Below are 19,594 nucleotides of genomic sequence, written 5' to 3' on the forward strand. Positions count from 1 at the left end.
TCCCCCGCCTCAGGCCGCCTGCCGCATCTGATCCAGCATTTTTTCCCATGCCGTCTCCAGATCCGGATCGAGATTGAACAGCCCGGAGCTGCCGACGATCAACACTTCTGCACCGGCGCCCATCAGATCGCGGTAAGTGCGCTGGTTGCAGGATCCGTCGATCTCGATCAGATAGCGCAGATTTTGTTGGCTTTTCAGATCGCGCAATTGGCGGATCTTTTCCAGCATTTCGGGAATAAACGGCTGCCCGGCATAGCCCGGATCGACGGTCATGACGGTGACCTTGTCCAGCAGGTGAAGGTAGTGACGAATAAACTCCACCGGCGTGGCCGGGTTCAGCACCACCCCCACTTTTTTGCCCAGCGCGCGGATTTGATTGATCACCCGAAACGCGTCGCGGTTGATGGTTTCAGCGTGCGGGCAGATAAAGTCCGCGCCGGCGCGGGCGATTGGCTCGATAAAGTCGGTCGGGTTCTCCACCATCAGATGCACATCCAGCAACAACGAAGTGTGCGGGCGGATCTGTTCGATAAAGAACGGCGACAGCGTGATGTTTTTAACGTAATGCCCGTCCATGATGTCGATATGCAGCATATCGGCGCGGCGGTTCAGCACCGCCAATTGCTGGCGGATATCCATCAGGTTCATGCACATCAGTGAAGGCGAAATCTGGTATTTCATTAGCGTTATCCTGCGCAAAAGGGAAAAGGATCAGTGGCCCGCCGCGGTTCTGGCCTGGGCCGCGCTGCGGCGCATCGCCCGCCGCTGCCGATAGCGATGCCGGAAAAACTTCAGCGCCAGCACCGCGATCAGCACGGCGCCCCACATCGCCAGACTGAAATGCGGGCTGACGTTCATCAGATTCAAACCGGTCGCGATCACCTGCAGCACGATCAGCGCCAGCACCACGCCGCTGACCCGGCCAAAACCGCCGAACGGATCGGTGCCGCCCAGAATGATCGCCAGCACCGTCAGCAGCAGGTAAGAGTCGCCGTAGCCCATACGCGCCGAGTTGAAGCGCGCCATCATCACCAGCCCGGCAATGACGCACAGCAGGCTGGAGAGGGTGTAAATGGCGATCAGCACCCGATGGGTATTCACGCCGCTGAAGTGGGTGGCGTTGATGTTGCTGCCGCTCATGTAGATGCATTTGCCGAGCCGTGTTTTCTGCAGGAACAGCGCCAGCAAGGCGGCGACCGCCAGGAAGATCCACAGTGGCACCGGCACGCCCAGCACGCTCTCGGCGCCGATAAACCGCACGATCTCCGGCATGCCGCTCAGGGCTGCGCCGCGCGTCAGGTAGATGCCGATGCCGTTGACCGTGGTCATGGTGGCCAGCGTCACCAGAATCGGGTGCGCGCCGACGTAGGCCACCAGTGCGCCGGTCGCCGCGCCGATAAGCCCGGCCAGCAGCATCGCCGCCGCCAGCGCCAAGGCCAGCCACAGCGCCTGCAAGCCCAGCCCGGCGTCCGCCGGCAGGTAGCTGATGAACAGCCAGGCCATCAGCAGGCTGGTCAGGTTGGCGCTGGCGATAATGCACAGGTTCAGGCCGCCGCTGAGGATCGGAATGAACATCGCCAGCGTCAGCAGGCCCAGCTCCGGCAGCTGGAAGGCCACGCTGGTGAAGGTGGCGCCGCTGAAGAAGCGCCCCGGCATCAGCAGGCTGAAGGCGAGCACCACCGCCAGCAGCAACGCCAGTAAACCGACGGCGGCCCCGTCCGGACGAAATTTAAGGTTGTTGCCCATCAAGCGCTCCTCAGGCGAAACCGACGTCGGTTTCTTTGCGTTTCTTGTAGTGAGTGACGGTGATCGCCGCGACGATCACCAGACCGATCACCACGTTCATGAAGTAGCTGGACACGCCGATCAGGTTGAGGCCGTTTTTCAGCACGCCGATCAGGAACACGCCCATCAGCGTGCCGACAACGCTGCCCTTGCCGCCGTTCAGGCTGGCGCCACCCAGCACCGCCGCCGCCAGCACGTCGAGCTCGCCGCCCACCAGCGCGTTGGGCACCACTTCCCCCATGCGATACACCTGCACCAGGCCGCCGATCGCCGCCATCGCGCCCAGATAGCCATAGGCGAACAGATGCAGCAGGCCGACGCGAATGCCGATGCGCCGCGCCGATTCCGCATCCCCGCCCACGGCAAACAGCTGGCGCCCGAGGTGCGTTTTGTTCAGCAGCAGCCAGGTCAGCAGCGCCACCGCCAGCATCACCAGCGTCGGCAAACCGAGCTGATAGCTCTGCTCACCCAGTTGGAACGGCAGCACGCTGCGCGGCAGCGTCCACCAGTCCGGCAATGCGTACAGGCTGCGGCCGTTGGTCAGCCACATCAGCATGCCGAACAACAACGCCTGCATGCTGATGGTGACGATGATCGAGACGATGCGCAGGCAGTAGATCAACAGCGCGTTGACCATGCCGAGCGCGGCGCCGATCGCCAACGCCAGCAAAATACTGCCCGTCGGGCTGGCCAGGCCGTAATGCGTCGCCAGCGTGGCGATCAGGTACTGCACCACCGAGGCGACTGCGGCGAAGGAAATGTCGATGCCGCCGGTCACCAGCACCACGAACAGGCCGAGGGCGAATATGCCGCTCACCGCGTAGCTTTCGCTGAGATCGAGCAGGTTTTGCACCGTCAAAAACTGATCGCTGAGCAGCGAAAAGACGATGACCGTCAGCAGCAGCACCCAGGCCAGGTAGCCTTCGTTGCCGTGCGGTTTCAGACTGAATCTACGCATTAACCGCCTCCGCCAGCTGCTGCTGGCTCACCTGCTCCGGCAGGTACTCGCCGATCACGTTGCCGCCGCTAAAGTGCAGCACCCGATCGCAGTTGTAATACACCTCGGGCACCTCGTCGGAGATCAGCAGAATCGCGATCCCCTCCTGCGCCAGCAGATGGATCAGTTGGTAGATGCTGGCCTTGGCGCCGACGTCGACACCGACGGTCGGCGAGTCGAGGATCAGGATCCGCGGTTGGGTCAGCACCCACTTGGCCAGCACGATCTTTTGCTGGTTGCCGCCGGACAGCGTCGAAACCGCCTGATCCGGATCAGCCACCCGCACGCCGAGTTTGGCGATCCACTCCGCGACGATGCGATTCTTGCGGTAATCGTCGATCAGGCGAAAACGCCCGCGCAGCTTATCGAGAATGGTCAGCACCGCGTTGTCCGCCACCGACTGTTGCTGCACCAGCCCCAGCGTCAGGCGATCCTCCGAGACATAACCGATGCCGGCCCTGATCGCGTCCTCATGGCCGCGAAAGCGCACCGGTTTGCTGTCGAGGTAAAGCTTGCCGCTGTCCGGCCGGGTCATGCCGAACAGGCTCAGCGCCAGCTCGGTGCGCCCGGAGCCGAGCAGTCCGCACAGCCCGAGAACCTCGCCCTGATGCAGGCGGAAGCTGACATCGTGATACTGCCCGGCGCGGCTGAGACGATCCGCCTCCAGCATCACCCGATCCTTATTCATGCTCGGTGACTTCAGGCGATAGTCCAGCGTCAGGCCGGTCATCAATTCGGTCAGGCGTTCGCCGGTGATCTCCGCCGCCGGCCAGGTGCCGATCTTGTTGCCGTCGCGGATCACCGTGACGCGATCGGAGATCTCCAGCACCTCGTCCAGCCGGTGGCTGACGAACACCACGCAGATGCCCTGCGCTTTCAAATAATCCACCGTGCGCAGCAGCTGATTGACCTCGGTGCGGGTCAGCGAGGCGGTCGGTTCATCCATGATCACCAGCCGTGCCTGCGCCACCAGCGCGCGGCAGATCGCCACCTGCTGGCGCTGGGCGATCGGCAGTTCCGCCACCGGTTTGTCGAGATCGAGATTGAAATTCAGCTCCTGCAGCAGGCGCTCGGCGGTGCGCCGCAGCCTCGCCGGGCGGTGCCATCCCAATAGCCCGTGCAGGTTGTGCTCAAAGGCGATGTTTTCCGCCACCGTCAGGTTGGGAAACAGCGACAGATCCTGATAGATCACCTGAATGCCGAAGGCGCGCGCCTGATCCGGCGATAGCCGGCCGAAGGTTTGCCCATCGAAGGTAATGCGGCTGCCGTCATCCGGTTGATACACGCCGGCGATCGCCTTGATCAACGTACTCTTGCCGCAGCCATTGGTGCCGGCCAGGCAGTGCACCTCCCCCGGCATCAGCGCCAATGAAATATCGTTCAGCGCGCGCTGCCCGCCGAAGGTCATCGACAGCTGTTGCAGTTCGATAAGCGGCGCGCCCCGCGTTGCCGTATTGCCGGAAATCGCCATGATTACAGCCCCATCTTCACCAGCTTCGGCAGGTTTTGCTTATCCAGGCTTTCGGTGGCGTTGCCGAGAATGGTGTGCTGCTGCGCATCCACCTGCACCTTGCCCATGCCTTCGATGGTCATGCCATCGGTGATTTTTTCGCCCTTGTGCATCATGTCGGCGATGCGCACGAACACTTCGCCCGCCACCATCGGGTTCCAGATATAACCGCCCTTGATGGCGCCGCGATTGACCAGCGAAGCGCCCTGGCCCGGGCTGAACGGCCCGATGACGCAGATATCGTTGCTTTTGCCGCGGTTGAGCACCGCGCGCCCGGCGCCGATCGGCCCCTGCGAACCGAACGCCAGCACGCCTTTCAGATCGGGATATTTGGCCATCAGATCGTTGGTGGTGCGCACGCTGTCATCCAGCGATTCCCCCACGCCGAACTTGTCGCCCACCAGCTGCATGTTCGGGTAGTGCTGCTTCTGGTAATTGATGGCCGAGTCCGACCAGGTGATGTGCAGCGGCACCGTCAGGCTGCCGACGTATACCGCGTACTTGCCCTGCTCTTTCATGCAGGCAGCCAGCGCTTTCATGTGGTTGACCCCGTGCTGCGAGGCGTCCACCAGCTCAAAATCCCAGTCGGCGTACTTCTGGCCGGGGGACTCGTGCACGATCACCTTGATGCCCGCCTCCTGCGCGCGCTTGAGCACCGGCTCCAGCACCCGGGCGTCGTTCGGCACCACGCCGATGATGTCCACCTTCTGCGCGATCAGATCCTCGATGGCGCGCACCTGCAGCGCCGGATCCGCCGCCGTCGGCCCGACCATCCAGGCGTCGATGCCGCGTTTGGCGCTCTCGCTTTTGATGCCGGCCTCCATGGCGTTGAACCAGGGAATGCCGCCGATCTTCACCACCACGCCCATTTTCAGCTTGTCCGCCGCCTGCGCGGAGACCGACAGCAGCAGCGAGGCAAACAGACCGACCAGTACGGATTTTTTCATTGTTCTCTCTCCACAAGTGTTGGCTGTAATAAAAGGTTTTCGTTGTTGTTATCGCGCCGCCCTTTTCGCGGCGGGTGAAACTTCAATCACATCGACGTTGTTCCAGGCCAATTCCTGACGAAACTCGTCATCGCCAAGCCTGTCGGTGATCAGCGTATCTATTTCCCGGTAATGGCAAATGCGGGCGAACGAGCGGCGGCCGAACTTGTTGCTGTCCACCAGCAAGAACTTGCGCTCCGAGGCCAGCAGCATCTGTTGCTTCAGCCGCGCATGGTGCTCATTGCTCTCGCGGATGCCGCCGTCCTGGCAAATGCCGTGGCAGGAGAAAAACAGCTTGTTGATCACGAACTCTTTCAGCATCTGCTCCGCCAGCACGCCGATAAAATCCTCGTACTTGGCGGAATACTCGCCCCCCAGCCCGATGGTGCGCACGTTGGCCTTGCAGGCCAGCGTCTGGATGATGTGCAGCGAGTTGGTCAGTACCACCAGTGAGATATCCGGCAGCTGGCGCGCCAAAAACCAGCTGGTGGAGCTGCTGTCCAGCAGCAGGCAATCCCCCGGCGCGATAAACTCCAGCGCGCGTTTGGCGATGCGCGTCTTCTGCTCCGGCGACTCATTGCTGCGCTGGCGGAAGGACTCCCCCTGATCTATCTCGGCGGGCACATAGGTTTTTTCCACCGCCGGCGGCTCGACGAAGACCGCGCCGCCGTGGCTGCGCAGCAGCAGGCCGCGCCGTTCCAGCAGGGCCAGATCACGCCGCGCCGTCTCGATAGAGATGTGGCACAGCTGCGCCACCTCCTGCACCATCACGCGGCCGCGCTGGCTCAAGACTTCGGTAATAAAGCGATGACGTTCTACAGGCAGCATGTTTCTTTTCTCCTCCACGACGATGATTACGATATCGATTTGCCGCGCCGCGTTTTGCGCGCAGACGCAAAGCGCATCGCCCCGCGATCGGTCAACGATCGCGCTGTGATAGTTGTCAAAAAAATCGGGAAGGAAATGAAATGAATAATTACGAAAGTGTGGAGTAACAGACAGTTATGATGCGCGACCGCCTGAGACAGACAGGAGAGAAACGGTAAACGGTCACAATTCCACGTTCCGCGGAATGACCGTTAATGACCGTTTGTGTGGTTTTGACCGAGCGCCGCAAGGAGACAGCCGGCGTTGATAACGCATTACCTGAAAAAACAGCAAAAAAATCCGGTGAGAATCTCACCGGATCGTTAGCCGCCTGACACAAATTATTCCTCGTGCTCATGCTCTTTCAACATCGCCTCACGCAACACGGCGTTCAGGCGTTTCTGATAGCCTTTGCCTGGTCGCTGAAGCCAAGCCAACACATCCGCATCGATTCGGATGGTTTTTGATACTTTCATCGGCTTATAAAAACGCCCCTGAACCGCAGTCTGCCACGTTTCTTCCCCCAGCGCCGGCGCATCGGCATAATCGATTCCCTCGTCCGGCAACGCACTCAGTGAAGCAATTTGCGCTTTCTGCTCCTCCGTCAACGGCGGGAGTACGCTATGGGCCAGATTTTTGGCGGAATTTTTGCGCTTCATATCTTCCCCTCTCTTTGGCATCGGCCTTGCGTGCTGAAATGATACGCACGATCTCTACTGTATCGCCTTCGACATCCGTTTCGATCGTCGTATGTGCCACCAGCAACAGCAAACAGGATCCGACCATACCGATCGTTTGCCAACGTTCTTCTCCATCCTCGATCCTTTCCAGCACAGCCAAATGGTTGGGATCCAGAAAAACCCGTTGCGCTATCTCAAAACTGACACGGTGTTTGCGCTGGTTACTGTGATTTTTATCCTGATTCCATTCAAAATAAACATACATTTTTGTAACTACATTTTGGTTGTTATTTAATCAAAATACATCACCTCCGAAGGGATGTCAAAATTCTCCGGATACGTTCAACGCCCGCCTGCGGCCTCGATAAAGGTGCCGGTCACGTAAGACGCGGCGTCAGACAGCAGCCAGGCGATCGCCTCCGCCACTTCCTGCGGCTGGCCGCCGCGCTGCATCGGCAAACTGCACTTCACGCGATCCACCCGGCCGGGTTCGCCGCCGCTGGCGTGTATCTCGGTATAGATAAGCCCAGGCCGCACGCCGTTGACGCGGATGCCCTGCGCCGCCACCTCCAGCGATAGCCCGATGGTCAACGAATCGACGGCGCCTTTCGAGGCGGCATAATCCACATATTCCCCCGGCGCGCCTAAACGGGAAGCGGCGGAGGACACATTGACGATAGCGCCGCCCTGCCCGCCATGGCGCTGCGCCATGCGCTTCACCGCCTCGCGGCAACACAAGAAATACCCGGTGACGTTGGTGCCGAGCACCTTATTGATGCGCTCGGCGGTCAACTGTTCAATGTTCGCCTGCCGGAACAGAATGCCGGCGTTGTTGACCAGCGCGCTAAGCGTGCCCAGCCCGGCATCCAGCGCCCTGAACATCGCCATCACCTGCGCTTCATCGGCCACGTCGGCCTGCAGCGCCAGCGCCTTGCCGCCCTGCGCCTCAATCTCCGCCACCACCTGCCGCGCCGCACTTTCGTCGCGCAGGTAATTCACGCCCACCGCATAGCCCTGCCGGGCCAGCAGCAAAGCAGTCGCGCGGCCAATTCCCCGGCTTGCGCCGGTCACCAATGCCACTTTCATCATCGTATTTTTTCTCTGGTTGGCGATGTCGACAACGGCCTGCGCACAGGCCTTCCGTTTGCCCGTCAGAGTATAGAGCGGCGCCCTAAAAAACGCTTCAAAGCTGAGCCAGGCGGCGCAGCTGCTTTTTAATGCGCGACTTGGCGCAGCCGTAAGCGTCCGTCGCCGCCGCCTGATGCACCCGCTGCAAAGCGGAAGCATGATGGCCGCCGTGGCTATGGCTCTGCGCATCACCGCGAAAAGACAGCATCAACAGAACGAGCAGCATCGCCACGCCTGAATACATCAGCCGTCGCGAGGCGCCCGCGTTCGGGAAACCTTCAGTCTGCATGTTTCGCTCCCTCAGCCATGATTTCGAATGGCAGCAAAATAACTGAAATTCCCCCCCGCTCCCTTAACGCGAGATTAAAGCCAGATTAAGGTTTGCTTAAGAACGCGCAGACAGAGCGGTTTTCCTCGTTGTCTTCCCGCCAGCGTTATAGTTAGATAATCGCGACTCAAGGCTCTCAGCGGAAATAACGTGAACATACTGTTGGTGGAAGACGACCTGCAATTAGGCAAGGCGCTGTGCCGAGCATTGGAGCTGGCCGGCTTTAATTTGTGCTGGGTGCGCCTGCTCACCGACGCGGAAAATAAACTTTCACCCGGCGGGTTCGATTTGATGCTGTTGGATCTCACGCTGCCGGACGGCGACGGTTTGCAGAAGCTGATCGCCTGGCGCGCCGCCGGACAAAATATTCCGATCATCATCCTGACCGCCCGCGATCGCATCGAGAGCCTGGTGAACAGCCTCGACTCCGGCGCGGACGACTTTCTGGCCAAACCTTTCGCGCTGCCCGAACTCATCTCGCGCGTCAAGGCGGTCAACCGGCGCATGGCGGGCTTCGCGTCTCAAACCTGGAGCCTCGGCGCGCTGTATCTCGATCCGGTCAACCATCAGGTCATGCTGGATAACGAACTGCTGATGCTGTCGAAAAAAGAGTATCACCTGCTGCACGAACTGATGCGCTGCGCCGGCACCGTGGTGCGCAAAGCGGTGTTGGAACAGCGGCTGTTCGGCCACGGCGATAGCGTGGAAAGCAACTCGCTGGAAGTACACATGCATAATTTACGCCGCAAGATTGGTAAAGAAAGAATCATTACCGTACGCGGCATTGGCTATTTGCTGAAGAAAGAGTAGCGGGATGATCGGTTTCAAATCCTTCTTTATGCGCACCATTATTTTCCAGGTCCTGGCCATTTTATTATTGTGGGGGATCCTCGTCGCCTGGGTGAAGTACTGGTATTACCCCGACATGGAGAAATATTTCGATAACCAGCAACGCATCGTCGCCGCAGGCATCGCCAATATTCTCGATGAAACCGGCACCGATAATATCGATTACCGCGGCATCATCAAAACCATCGAAAGCATGTACATTGATTCCATCAATAATGGCATGCAGGATCAATTCGACTATCATCCGCTGTTCGTGGTTTACGATCGGGATAACCGGGTGCTTTACTGCTCACAAACGAAGGAAGAACCGCTGCGCCTGCCGCCTTCGGTGCTGTCCGGCTCCGTCAATTACGCCGGCGCCAACTGGCACCTTGCCGGCAGCTGGAGCGAAAAGCGCCAGTACCGGGTGATCGTCGGCGAGTCTTTCAACGATCGCACCACGATATTCGGCAATCCGGCGGAAAGCACCGCCGTACCGCTGCTTGGCATTCTGGCGGCGATCATCATTACCTTGCTGTTTACCGCCTACTTCAGCCTGCGGCCACTGCGCCAGATCGCCCGCACCATTTCCGATCGTCAGCCGGGCAACCTGTCGCCGCTCAACGTCAGCGAGCAGTATCAGGAAATCCGGCCGGTGGTGATGGAGGTCAACAAACTGATGGCGCGCATCGACGCGGCCAATCAGCGCGAGAAACGCTTTATGGCCGACGCCGCGCACGAGCTGCGCACGCCGATCGCCGCCGTGCTGGCGCAGCTGCATCTGCTGACCCAGGTCAGCGAGCAACAGGAGCGCCGAGAAATCATCGGCGACATGCAGCAAGGGCTGGATCGCGCGGCGTCGCTGTCACGCCAGCTGATCAACCTGGCCAAGCTGGAGGCGGAAGATTTTCCGCTGAAGATTGAGGCGGTGGACATCTATGCGGAGATCGGCAAATGCATCGCACAGCACGTCCCCTATGCGCTGGAGAAAGATGTCGAACTGTCGCTCGACGGCAGCGAGGATGTGGTGGTGAGTACCGACCGCCATGCGCTGATCGCCATCTTCACCAACCTGCTGGATAACGCGCTCAAGTACGCGCCGCCCGGCAGCCGCATCGAGGCCAATATTCGCTCGCTGGCGCCGCTCGGCTGCTATATTACGTTGCGCGATAACGGCCCGGGGGTGAGCGAAGAACACCATTCCCGCCTGTTTGAACGCTTTTACCGCGTGCCCGGCACGCAGCAAACCGGCAGCGGGCTCGGATTGGCCATCGCCCGAAACCTGGCCGACAAAATCGGCGCGCAGCTGCGCGTTACCGAAGGCCTTGACGATCGCGGCATCGGCTTCATCATCGATTTGCCGGAAAGTTATCGGCCACAGACTGAGAGTGAACCACGACCATGATTGCCCCTGTTCTGCTGCAACGGCAGCAACTCGACCGGCTATGGGATATCGACCGCAGCGAAATTATCGACACTCTGTATCGCCTGCAGGACGGCAAGTTGCAATCCTATCCGGAGTACTACGACGTGCGCGGCTGGGATCCGCACGATCGGGAAACCTATACGCCAATCCACGCAGCGTGCTTCGATCGCGGCGGCGCGTTCTTCGCGCTGTTCGAAGGCGAGGAGATCGTGGCGGCGGCGGCGCTGGACACCGAGCCGCGCGGCCCACAGCGGGATCTGCGCCAGCTGCTGTTCTTTTACGTCAGCGCGCACAAACGCGGCCAGGGGTTAGGCAGGCAGCTGTTCCAGCTCTGCCTGCGTCAGGCGGCGCAAGACGGCGCCGCCGGACTGTATGTCTCCTCCATCCCCAATAAAAGCACCGTAGACTTCTATCTGGCGCAGGGCTGCCGGCTCATCGAACAGCCGGATACCGAATTGTTCGCCCGTGAGCCGGAAGACATTCACCTGGTCTGCCCTTGCCGCTAGCGGCCGGGGTTAACGGGCGATGCGCATCACCGAACGCACGTCGCTTTTCTTGTTCAGATCCCACACCTCGGCGATCTCCGCCAACGCGTGCTCCTGCGTCTCGATAGTGAGCGCTCCGGTCGCCGCCAGCGCCAAAATCTCAGTCGCGTAGCGCTGCATCTCCGGGATCGGCGGAAAGTTGCCGGTGCCGCTGCCGAGGATCTGCAGCTGGTTGCTGCGCAACACCGCAGCCGGCAGCCGGATGTCCGGCGCGGCCATCGAACCGACGTTGACCAAGCGAATGCCGCGTCCGCCGGCGTAAGACGAGAGATCGTGATTGTTGAGCGTTGCCAGCAGCGCTTCAGTCGCCGGGCCCCAGATGTAATCGACGATCACCTGATAACCGCCCGGCCCCGCCGCCGCCGCGAAGGCCTGCGTCAGCGCCTCGCCCTGCAGGCTCAGATCCACCGTGGCGTCTACACCCAATGCCTCCAGCACGCTCAGTCGACGGCCGGCGGCAACAATGCGTCCTGCCCCCGCCTGACGCGCCGCCGCGACCGCCAGCTTGCCCGAGGTGCCGGTGGCGCCGATGATCAGCACCGTTTCACCGGGCTGCAGATCCGCCCGCCAGCGCAGCGGCAACCAGGCGGCGAAGGCCGGATTGATCAGCGCGGCCGCCGTGGCGTCGTCCACCGTCGCCGGCACCGGCACCGTCCAGGACGCGACGCTGCGCTCTGCCATCGCGCCGTAAGGGCGACGGAAAGAGGCGAAGTACACCCGTTGCCCGTCCGCCGTACGGCCCACGCCGTCGGTGCCGGGCACGATCGGCAATTGCTTCGGGCTGGAATAGTGGGTTCCGGCGACGGTGGCGCGATCCAGCTGTTTGATGCCGGCCGCCAGAACGTCGATCGGCACTTCATTCGCCTGCGCCTGAGGCTCCTCAAAGGTGCCGAAAACCGGGGGTTGCCCCAGCGCTGTTACGATTGCCGCTTGCATGGTGACTCCTCAAATCGTGGGAACGTAAAGGAAAGAATAGGCCGCTATAAAATAAAAAGGGACACCGCATGATGCGGTGTCCCCCAAACACAAACTTTGCCGAACGTGTTATTCGTAATCGCTCATCGGCACGCAAGAGCAGAACAGGTTACGGTCGCCGTACACGTCGTCCAGACGCTTAACGCTCGGCCAGTACTTGTTCTCGCGTACGCCGGCCACCGGGAACACCGCCAGTTCGCGGCTGTACGGATGCTGCCAGTCGTTGACCAGCTCCGCCTGCACGTGCGGCGCATTCACCAGCGGGTTGTCTTCCAGCGGCCATTCGCCCTTGGCGACGCGGTCGATTTCGCTGCGGATCGCCAGCATCGCATCGATAAAGCGATCCAGCTCCACCTTGCTTTCCGACTCGGTCGGCTCGACCATCAGCGTGCCCGCCACCGGGAACGACATGGTCGGGGCGTGGAAACCGAAGTCGATCAGGCGCTTGGCGATGTCCATTTCGCTGATGCCGGTCTCTTCCTTCAGCGGACGAATATCGAGGATACATTCGTGCGCCACGCGGTGATCGCGGCCGGTATACAGAATCGGGTACGCGTCTTTCAAACGGGTGGCGATGTAGTTGGCGTTCAGGATCGCCATCTGGCTGGCCTGCTTCAGGCCCTCCGCGCCCATCATGCGGATGTACATCCAGCTGATAGGCAGGATGGAGGCGCTGCCGAACGGCGCCGCGGAGACCGCGCCCTGCTGGGTGGTCACGCCGTCGATCTGCACCACGCTGTGGCCCGGCACGAACGGCGCCAGGTGTGCTTTCACGCCGATCGGGCCCATGCCCGGGCCGCCGCCGCCGTGCGGGATACAGAAGGTCTTATGCAGGTTGAGGTGCGACACATCCGCGCCGATGTAGCCTGGCGTGGTGATGCCCACCTGGGCGTTCATGTTGGCGCCATCCAGATACACCTGACCGCCGAACTGATGCACGATCTGGCACACTTCACGGATGGTTTCTTCATACACGCCGTGGGTCGACGGGTAGGTCACCATGATGCAAGAGAGTTCTTCGCCTGCCTGCTCCGCCTTGACGCGCAGATCGTGCAGATCGATGTTGCCGTTCTTGTCGCAGGCCACCACCACCACGCTCATGCCCGCCATCTGGGCGGAGGCCGGGTTGGTGCCGTGTGCCGAGCTCGGGATCAGACAGACGTGGCGGCCCGCTTCGTTGCGGCTTTCGTGGTAGCGGCGGATCGCCAGCAGGCCGGCGTATTCGCCCTGCGCGCCGGAGTTCGGCTGCATGCACACCGCGTCATAGCCGGTCAGCTGCACCAGCCACTGGGACAGTTGGCCGATCATCTGCTGGTAACCGGCCGCCTGCTCTGGCGGGCAGAACGGATGCAACTCTGAGAATTCAGGCCAGGTGATCGGGATCATTTCCGCCGCGGCGTTCAATTTCATGGTGCAGGAACCCAGCGGGATCATCGCCTGGTTCAGCGCCAGATCTTTGCGCTCCAAGCGATGCATGTAGCGCATCATCTCGGTTTCGCTGTGATAGCGGTTGAATACCGGGTGGGTCAGGATCGGATCCTGGCGCAGCATGGCGGCCGGGATCGATTGGCTGTTTTTGCTCACCGCCGCGTCCAACGCGTCGATGTCCAGACCGTGATTGTCGCCGGCCAACAGTGCGAACAGCGTTTGCACGTCTTCACGCGAGGTGGCTTCATCCAGCGTGATGCCGACGGCGCCGTGAATGTCGGTACGCAGGTTGATGCCGAAGCTCAGCGCGCGCTCCAGCACGGCGGCCTTGTCCTTCACTTCGACGGTCAGGGTGTCGAACCAGGTGTGGTGACGCAGCGTCAGGCCGGCTTTCTGCAGCCCGGCGGCCAGAATGTCGGTCAGGCGATGGATGCGCCCGGCGATGCGCTGCAGGCCTTGCGGGCCGTGATACACCGCGTACAGGCTGGCGATGTTGGCCAGCAGCACCTGCGAGGTACAGATATTCGAGTTGGCTTTCTCGCGGCGGATATGTTGCTCGCGAGTCTGCATCGCCATGCGCAGCGCGGTGTTGCCGGCGGCATCGCGGGAAACGCCGATAATGCGGCCCGGCATCGAACGCTTGAACTCGTCGCGGCAGGCGAAGAAGGCGGCGTGCGGGCCGCCGTAGCCCATCGGCACGCCGAAGCGCTGCGCGGAGCCGAACACCACGTCGGCGCCCTGCTTGCCCGGCGCGGTCAGCAGCACCAGGGCCATGATGTCGGCGGCCACGCTGGTGATGATTTTGCGCGATTTCAGTTCGGCCAGCAGCGCGCTGTAGTCGTGCAGTTCACCGGTGGTGCCCACCTGCTGCAGCAGCACGCCGAACACGCCGTCCAGCTCCAGCACTTTTTCCGCTTTATCGACGATGACGTCGAAGCCGAAGGTTTCGGCGCGGGTGCGCACCACGTCCAGCGTTTGCGGATGCACGTCGTCAGCCACGAAGAAACGGTTGGCGTCTTTCAGCTTGCTGGCGCGTTTGGCCAACGCCATCGCCTCGGCGGCGGCGGTCGCTTCATCCAGCAGCGAAGCGGAGGCCAGATCCAGACCGGTCAGATCGAGGGTCACGGTCTGGAAGTTCAGCAGCGCTTCCAGACGGCCCTGCGACACTTCCGGCTGATAGGGGGTATAAGCGGTGTACCAGCCCGGGTTTTCCAGCATGTTGCGCAGGATCACCGGCGGCGTCAGCACGGCGCTGTAGCCCATGCCGATATAGGATTTGTAGCGCTGATTCTGCGAGGCGATCGCCTTCAGCTCAGCCAACGCCTGATGTTCGGTCGCCGCGTCGCCGACCGGCGGCGGCCCCGGCAGCTGAATGTCCGCCGGCACAATCTGTTGGATCAGCGCGCTGAGCGAGCGAGCGCCCACCGCTGCCAGCAACTCCTGGCGTTGTTCCGCAGAAGAGCCGATGTGGCGTTCAATGAACGCTTCGCTGTGTTCGAGTTGGCTGAGTGTCTGAGTCATTGCTACAAATTCCTGAATGCTTGCGTGATACGGGATATAGCTTGAACGGTAACTAAAACGCCCCGGCCGAAAGGCCTGGGGCGTGGTCACGATTACTCGTCGATCGAGGCCTGATAAGCTGCGGCGTCCAGCAGGTTCGCCAGCTCGCCTTCGTCGGAGGCTTTAATCTGGAACAGGAAACCGTCACCGTAAGGTTCGCTGTTCACCAGTTCCGGAGAGCTTTCCAGCTCGCCGTTCACCGCCACGATTTCGCCGCTGATTGGCGCGTAAATGTCCGATGCCGCCTTGACGGATTCCGCCACGGCGCAATCTTCACCGGCGGCGACGCTGCGGCCCACTTCCGGCAGATCGACAAACACCATATCACCCAGCAGCTCCTGCGCATGTTCGGTGATGCCTACGGTGTAAACGCCGTTACCTTCTGCACGAACCCACTCGTGGGAGGATGCGTATTTCAATTCTGTTGGCACATTGCTCATCGCCGGTTACTCCTTCGAAGAAATAAAAGAATCAATCAATAAAAAATCAATTTGTCAGCGGCTTGCCGGCGCGAACGAAACCGGGCTTGGTCACTTTGACCGGCATTTCACGGTTGCGGATCTGCACGATAGCCTGCTCGCCGATGCCTGCCGGCACGCGCGCCAGCGCGATGCTGAAGCCCAGCGTCGGAGAGAACGAGCCGCTGGTGATCACGCCTTCGTGGGTTTGCCCCGCCGCGTCGGTGAAACGCACCGGCAGCTCATTACGTAATACGCCTTTTTCCGTCATGATCAAGCCGACCAGTTGCTCGGTGCCCTGCTCGCGCTGTTGTTCCAGCGCTTCGCGGCCGATGAAACGGCGATCTTCCGGCTGCCAGGCGATGGTCCAGCCCATGTTGGCGGCCAGCGGCGAAACGCCTTCATCCATCTCTTGCCCGTAGAGGTTCATGCCCGCTTCCAGGCGCAGGGTGTCGCGCGCGCCCAGACCGGCCGGCTTGACGCCCGCAGCCAGCAATTTTTGCCAGAAATCCGCCGCCTGCTCTTTCGGCAGCGCGATCTCATAGCCGGCCTCGCCGGTGTAACCGGTGGTGGCGATGAACAGCTCGCCGGCCTGCACGCCGAAGAATGGCTTCATGCCTTCGACCGCGCTTTTTTGCTCCGGGGTGAACAGGGTGCCGGCGCGCTCTTTGGCCTGCGGGCCCTGCACCGCGATCAGCGCCAGATCGTCGCGCACCGTCAGCGCGACGCCATACGGCGCGGCGTGCTCTTCGATCCAGGCCAGGTCTTTGTCGCGGGTGGCGGAGTTCACCACCAGGCGGAAATAGTCTTCAGTGAGGAAATAAACGATCAGGTCGTCGATCACGCCGCCGGAGGCATTCAGCATGCCGGTGTACAGCGCTTTGCCGGGTTGGGTCAGTTTGGCGACGTCGTTCGCCAGCAGGTAGCGCAGGAACTCGCGGGTGCGGGCGCCGTGCAGATCCACAATGGTCATGTGAGACACGTCGAACATGCCGGCATCCTGACGCACCGCGTGGTGCTCATCGAGCTGCGAGCCGTAGTGCAGCGGCATCATCCAGCCGTGAAAGTCTACCATGCGCGCACCGCACGCCACGTGCTGGTCGTACAGTGGGGTTTGCTTTGCCATCTTTTCCCTCTTTCCACTCGTCGCTAGAAGTTAGGGTGCTGCCACGCAATGCGGCGGAGCCTGGCTCGCGGCCCGATCGCCATGGCGCACTGACTGCTCAACACAAATGCTGCGCCGGGACGGGCGGAAACTGCGTGCAACCGCCGTGACGCAAACGATACCTTTCCCTCGAACTTATCACCGAACGACCACATTAACCATAAGTTAAAATAGGCTCATCGCCGTTCCGGGGCGGTAAAACGCCGGGCTAGTGTGCAGAGTTTTTCACTGGAAAAATGCGCCTTAAGGCACAAAATTAACAATTAAAGCGGCAAAACACCGAACTTATATAACAAACCTATGGCCTCACATGGGATCCGGACTTTTGATAACCGAACATGGAATTAGAAAAAGTAATGATAAAAAGCGGCTGAAATTAGATTATTTCAAATGAAGGGTTATATAAGGAAAAGCGATGGAATAAGGCGAGAAGCGCGAGCCCGGCGCGGGCCCGCAGAAGGAAGGGATCAGGCAAGCCACTCGGGCAGATCGTTCAGGCCCATCGCCTGACGCACCAGCTTCGGTTTGACGCCCGGCAGGCTGTCCGCCAGCCGCAGGCCCACGTCGCGCAGCAGCTTTTTGGCCGGGTGATTGCCGTCGAACAGTTCGCGGAAACCCTGCATGCTGGCCAGCATTACCGCCGCGCCATGTTTGCGGCGGCGCTCATAACGGCGCAGATAGAGGTGCTGGCCGATATCCTTGCCCTGCCGCTGCAGGCGGCGCAGTTCGGAAATCAGCTCGGCGGCGTCCATGAAACCCAGGTTAACGCCCTGGCCGGCCAACGGATGCACGGTATGCGCCGCATCACCCACCAGCGCCAGGCGGTGCGCTGCGAAGCTGCGCGCATAGCGGCCGGTCAACGGGAACGCCAGCCGTTCGCTTTCCAGGCTGCAAGCCCCCAGGCGCATGTCGAAGGTCATCGCCAGTTCGCGGTTGAACTGCGACGGTTCCAGCCATTTGAGCCTTTCGGCTTCTTCCGGCGTCACCGACCAGACGATAGAGCTCAAATGCGGATCGCTGAACGGCAGGAACGCCAGAATGCCGTCGCCGTGGAAAATTTGCCGCGCCGTCGCCTGATGCGGTTCTTCGGTGCGAACGGTGGCCACCAGCGCGTGGTGACGGTAATCCCAGAAGGTGAGCGGGATATCGGCATGCTGACGCAGCCACGACTGGGCGCCGTCGGCGCCAATCACCAACCGGGCGGTCAGCATGCGGCCGTCCTCCAGCGTGACGAAGGCGTCGTTCTCGCCCCACGCCACCTGCTTGAGCGCGGCCGGGGTAATCAGCGTGATGTCCGACAGGCTTTCGGCGCGTTTCCACAGCGCCTGCTGGATCACCGAATTTTCGATGATGTGGCCGAGATGGCTGAAGCCGCACTCGTCGCCGCGGAAGGCGATTTTGCCGAAGCTGTCGCGATCCCACACTTCCATCGCGTTATAGGCGCTGGCGCGCAGCTGGAGAATGTCGTCCCACACGCCGATGTGCTGCAGCAACCGCTCGCTGGCGGCATTGATGGCGGAGACGCGCAGGGCCGGCTGTTCCGACGGCGGCGCCATCTCCGGCTGGCGCTGCTCCAGCACCGCCACGCGCAGCCCGCTGCCCTGCAGGCCGCAGGCCAACGCCAGCCCCACCATACCGCCACCGGCGATAATCACGTCAAATGATTGCATGCTGCTCGATTTCCTTAAATAACGCGCGACGCCTTGCCGCACCGCGCTTTGGGCGCGTTAAAGCGCCCGACCATGTCTCTAACGTTCCACCCAGCCCAGCGTACGCTTGGCGAAGGCATCGCGTATCGCCGGCAAACGCTCCATCGCCATCAGCCCCAGATTGCGGCCGATCACCAGCGGGCCATAACGGTTGGCGAACAGATGAATCAACCCGTCGGTCACGCCGATCGTCGCCCGCTGATCGTTTTGCCGCCGCTGCTGATAACGGCTCAGCAGTGCGTAACCGCCGGCGTCTTCGCCGCTGTCTGCCGCTTCCGCCAGCGTTTCCGCCAGCGACATCACGTCGCGCAGGCCAAGGTTGAACCCCTGCCCGGCGATAGGATGCAGCGTTTGCGCCGCGTTGCCCACCAGCGCCAGCCGGTGGCTGACATGGCGATCGGCGGTCAGCAGACCGAGTGGGTAACTGTGCCGTTTACCGGCTTTGAGGATACGCCCCAGCCGCCAGCCGAAGGCCTGTTGCAGCTCGGCGATAAACCGCTCGTCGTCCCAGGCATCCACCTGGGCGCGATCTTCGCGCGCATGGCACCATACCAGTGAACTGCGCCCCTGCGACATCGGCAACAGCGCCAGCGGCCCATAGCGGGTAAAGCGCTCAAAGGCGCGCCCCTGCGGATCTTCCGCCGTGGTGACGTTGGCGATGGTGGCGAACTGCGGATAGTCCTCCTGCCGCCACTGCATATTGCAGGCTTGCGCCAGCGCAGAGCGCGAGCCGTCGGCCGCCACCAGCAATTGCCCGCGCAGACGCTGGCCGTTGTCCAGCAGCACTTCCGCCCGCTCTGCGGTGCGAATCACGTCCACCACCCGCGCCGGGCAGTGCAGCGTAACGCCGGGCGCCTTGGCCAGCAGCGCGAACAACCGCTGCCCGGCGTCGTGCAGTTCGATCACCTGGCCGAGCGCATCGACCTGATAATCTTGCGCCTGCAGATTCACAAACCCGGCGTGCCCGCGATCGCTGACGTGCACCTGAGTGATCGGCGTAGCGCAATCGCGCAGCGCCGGCCAAACGCCGATGCGCGCCAGCTGTTGGCAGGTGCCCTGCGCCAGTGCGATGGCGCGGGCGTCAAAGCCCGGATGGCTGCGGTCGTCCGGCCGGGTCGCCTCGACCAGATCCACCGCCATTCTTCCCTGAGTGAGCGACGAAATGGCCAGCGCCAACGTCGCGCCCGCCATACCCCCGCCAACGATAATAACGCTCATG

Annotated in this window: 19 protein-coding genes; 3 read left to right on the plus strand and 16 right to left on the minus strand. The window is 61.6% G+C overall.

Going from position 1 to position 19,594, the window contains the following annotated elements:
• Positions 1-9: 9 nt before the first annotated feature.
• From alsE to ACMGG9_RS19290, 10 genes are all read right to left on the minus strand, one after another.
• Positions 10-681: a D-allulose 6-phosphate 3-epimerase gene (gene alsE, locus ACMGG9_RS19245; protein WP_033644765.1), complete on the minus strand. Its 672-nt coding sequence runs from the start codon at positions 679-681 to the stop codon at positions 10-12.
• Positions 682-711: 30 nt separating this feature from the next.
• Complete coding sequence (locus ACMGG9_RS19250) at positions 712-1,746, minus strand: ABC transporter permease (protein WP_033652172.1); 1,035 nt, start codon at positions 1,744-1,746, stop codon at positions 712-714.
• 10 nt (positions 1,747-1,756) lie between these two features.
• Positions 1,757-2,743, minus strand: coding sequence for an ABC transporter permease (locus tag ACMGG9_RS19255; protein WP_414161641.1), 987 nt, complete (start codon positions 2,741-2,743; stop codon positions 1,757-1,759).
• Positions 2,736-4,253 (minus strand): sugar ABC transporter ATP-binding protein, encoded by a 1,518-nt coding sequence (locus ACMGG9_RS19260; protein ID WP_414161642.1) that lies wholly within the window; start codon positions 4,251-4,253, stop codon positions 2,736-2,738. Before ACMGG9_RS19260 ends, ACMGG9_RS19255 begins: the two co-directional genes overlap by 8 nt.
• Positions 4,254-4,255: 2 nt before the next feature.
• The gene (locus tag ACMGG9_RS19265; RefSeq protein ID WP_025304134.1) at positions 4,256-5,239 is read right to left on the minus strand and encodes a substrate-binding domain-containing protein; all 984 of its coding nucleotides are present in this window, start codon (positions 5,237-5,239) and stop codon (positions 4,256-4,258) included.
• Positions 5,240-5,287: 48 nt separating this feature from the next.
• Complete coding sequence (locus tag ACMGG9_RS19270; protein ID WP_033644759.1) at positions 5,288-6,106, minus strand: DeoR/GlpR family DNA-binding transcription regulator; 819 nt, start codon at positions 6,104-6,106, stop codon at positions 5,288-5,290.
• Between the two features lie 380 nt (positions 6,107-6,486).
• Complete coding sequence (locus ACMGG9_RS19275; RefSeq protein WP_016929995.1) at positions 6,487-6,804, minus strand: BrnA antitoxin family protein; 318 nt, start codon at positions 6,802-6,804, stop codon at positions 6,487-6,489.
• Positions 6,767-7,090 carry a BrnT family toxin gene (locus tag ACMGG9_RS19280; protein WP_071845113.1) on the minus strand — a complete coding sequence of 108 codons (324 nt, stop codon included), beginning with the start codon at positions 7,088-7,090 and terminating at the stop codon, positions 6,767-6,769. Before ACMGG9_RS19280 ends, ACMGG9_RS19275 begins: the two co-directional genes overlap by 38 nt.
• A 77-nt stretch (positions 7,091-7,167) precedes the next feature.
• Positions 7,168-7,911 carry an SDR family oxidoreductase gene (locus tag ACMGG9_RS19285; protein ID WP_047026660.1) on the minus strand — a complete coding sequence of 248 codons (744 nt, stop codon included), beginning with the start codon at positions 7,909-7,911 and terminating at the stop codon, positions 7,168-7,170.
• A 97-nt stretch (positions 7,912-8,008) separates the two neighbouring features.
• Positions 8,009-8,242: a hypothetical protein gene (locus tag ACMGG9_RS19290; protein WP_046687757.1), complete on the minus strand. Its 234-nt coding sequence runs from the start codon at positions 8,240-8,242 to the stop codon at positions 8,009-8,011.
• Positions 8,243-8,431: 189 nt separating this feature from the next.
• On the opposite strand from ACMGG9_RS19290, the gene ACMGG9_RS19295 reads away from it, so the two are divergent.
• Genes ACMGG9_RS19295 through ACMGG9_RS19305 form a run of 3 tightly spaced genes read left to right on the plus strand, consistent with a single transcriptional unit; the run spans position 8,432 to position 11,041 of the window.
• Entirely contained in the window at positions 8,432-9,091 is a 660-nt protein-coding gene (locus ACMGG9_RS19295) for a response regulator (RefSeq protein ID WP_033652176.1), read from the plus strand.
• Positions 9,092-9,095: 4 nt separating this feature from the next.
• The gene (locus ACMGG9_RS19300) at positions 9,096-10,514 is read left to right on the plus strand and encodes an ATP-binding protein (protein WP_414161643.1); all 1,419 of its coding nucleotides are present in this window, start codon (positions 9,096-9,098) and stop codon (positions 10,512-10,514) included.
• Positions 10,514-11,041, plus strand: a complete 528-nt coding sequence (locus tag ACMGG9_RS19305; protein ID WP_414162280.1) for a GNAT family N-acetyltransferase — start codon at positions 10,514-10,516, stop codon at positions 11,039-11,041. The genes ACMGG9_RS19300 and ACMGG9_RS19305 overlap by 1 nt, the downstream gene beginning before the upstream one ends.
• Before the next feature lie 9 nt (positions 11,042-11,050).
• Here ACMGG9_RS19305 and ACMGG9_RS19310 read toward each other — a convergent pair whose 3' ends face one another.
• The 6 genes from ACMGG9_RS19310 to ubiH all read right to left on the minus strand — a co-directional run bounded on the left by ACMGG9_RS19310 (position 11,051) and on the right by ubiH (position 19,593).
• Entirely contained in the window at positions 11,051-12,016 is a 966-nt protein-coding gene (locus ACMGG9_RS19310; protein WP_033652179.1) for a quinone oxidoreductase family protein, read from the minus strand.
• A gap of 108 nt (positions 12,017-12,124) precedes the next feature.
• Complete coding sequence (gene gcvP, locus ACMGG9_RS19315; protein ID WP_015378983.1) at positions 12,125-15,004, minus strand: aminomethyl-transferring glycine dehydrogenase; 2,880 nt, start codon at positions 15,002-15,004, stop codon at positions 12,125-12,127.
• 92 nt (positions 15,005-15,096) lie between these two features.
• Positions 15,097-15,483, minus strand: a complete 387-nt coding sequence (gcvH, locus tag ACMGG9_RS19320) for a glycine cleavage system protein GcvH (RefSeq protein WP_025304150.1) — start codon at positions 15,481-15,483, stop codon at positions 15,097-15,099.
• Between the two features lie 46 nt (positions 15,484-15,529).
• On the minus strand, positions 15,530-16,627 hold the full coding sequence (gene gcvT / locus ACMGG9_RS19325) for a glycine cleavage system aminomethyltransferase GcvT (RefSeq protein ID WP_004931631.1): 1,098 nt from the start codon (positions 16,625-16,627) through the stop codon (positions 15,530-15,532).
• A gap of 506 nt (positions 16,628-17,133) precedes the next feature.
• Positions 17,134-18,336: an FAD-dependent 2-octaprenylphenol hydroxylase gene (ubiI, locus tag ACMGG9_RS19330; protein WP_187048344.1), complete on the minus strand. Its 1,203-nt coding sequence runs from the start codon at positions 18,334-18,336 to the stop codon at positions 17,134-17,136.
• Positions 18,337-18,414: 78 nt separating this feature from the next.
• Positions 18,415-19,593: a 2-octaprenyl-6-methoxyphenyl hydroxylase gene (gene ubiH / locus ACMGG9_RS19335; RefSeq protein WP_047573764.1), complete on the minus strand. Its 1,179-nt coding sequence runs from the start codon at positions 19,591-19,593 to the stop codon at positions 18,415-18,417.
• Between the last annotated feature and the right edge of the window lies 1 nt (position 19,594).

Origin of the sequence: Serratia sp. BNK-10 (genome assembly GCF_047456065.1) — a bacterium.
Classification (GTDB): Bacteria; Pseudomonadota; Gammaproteobacteria; order Enterobacterales; family Enterobacteriaceae; genus Serratia; species Serratia ureilytica.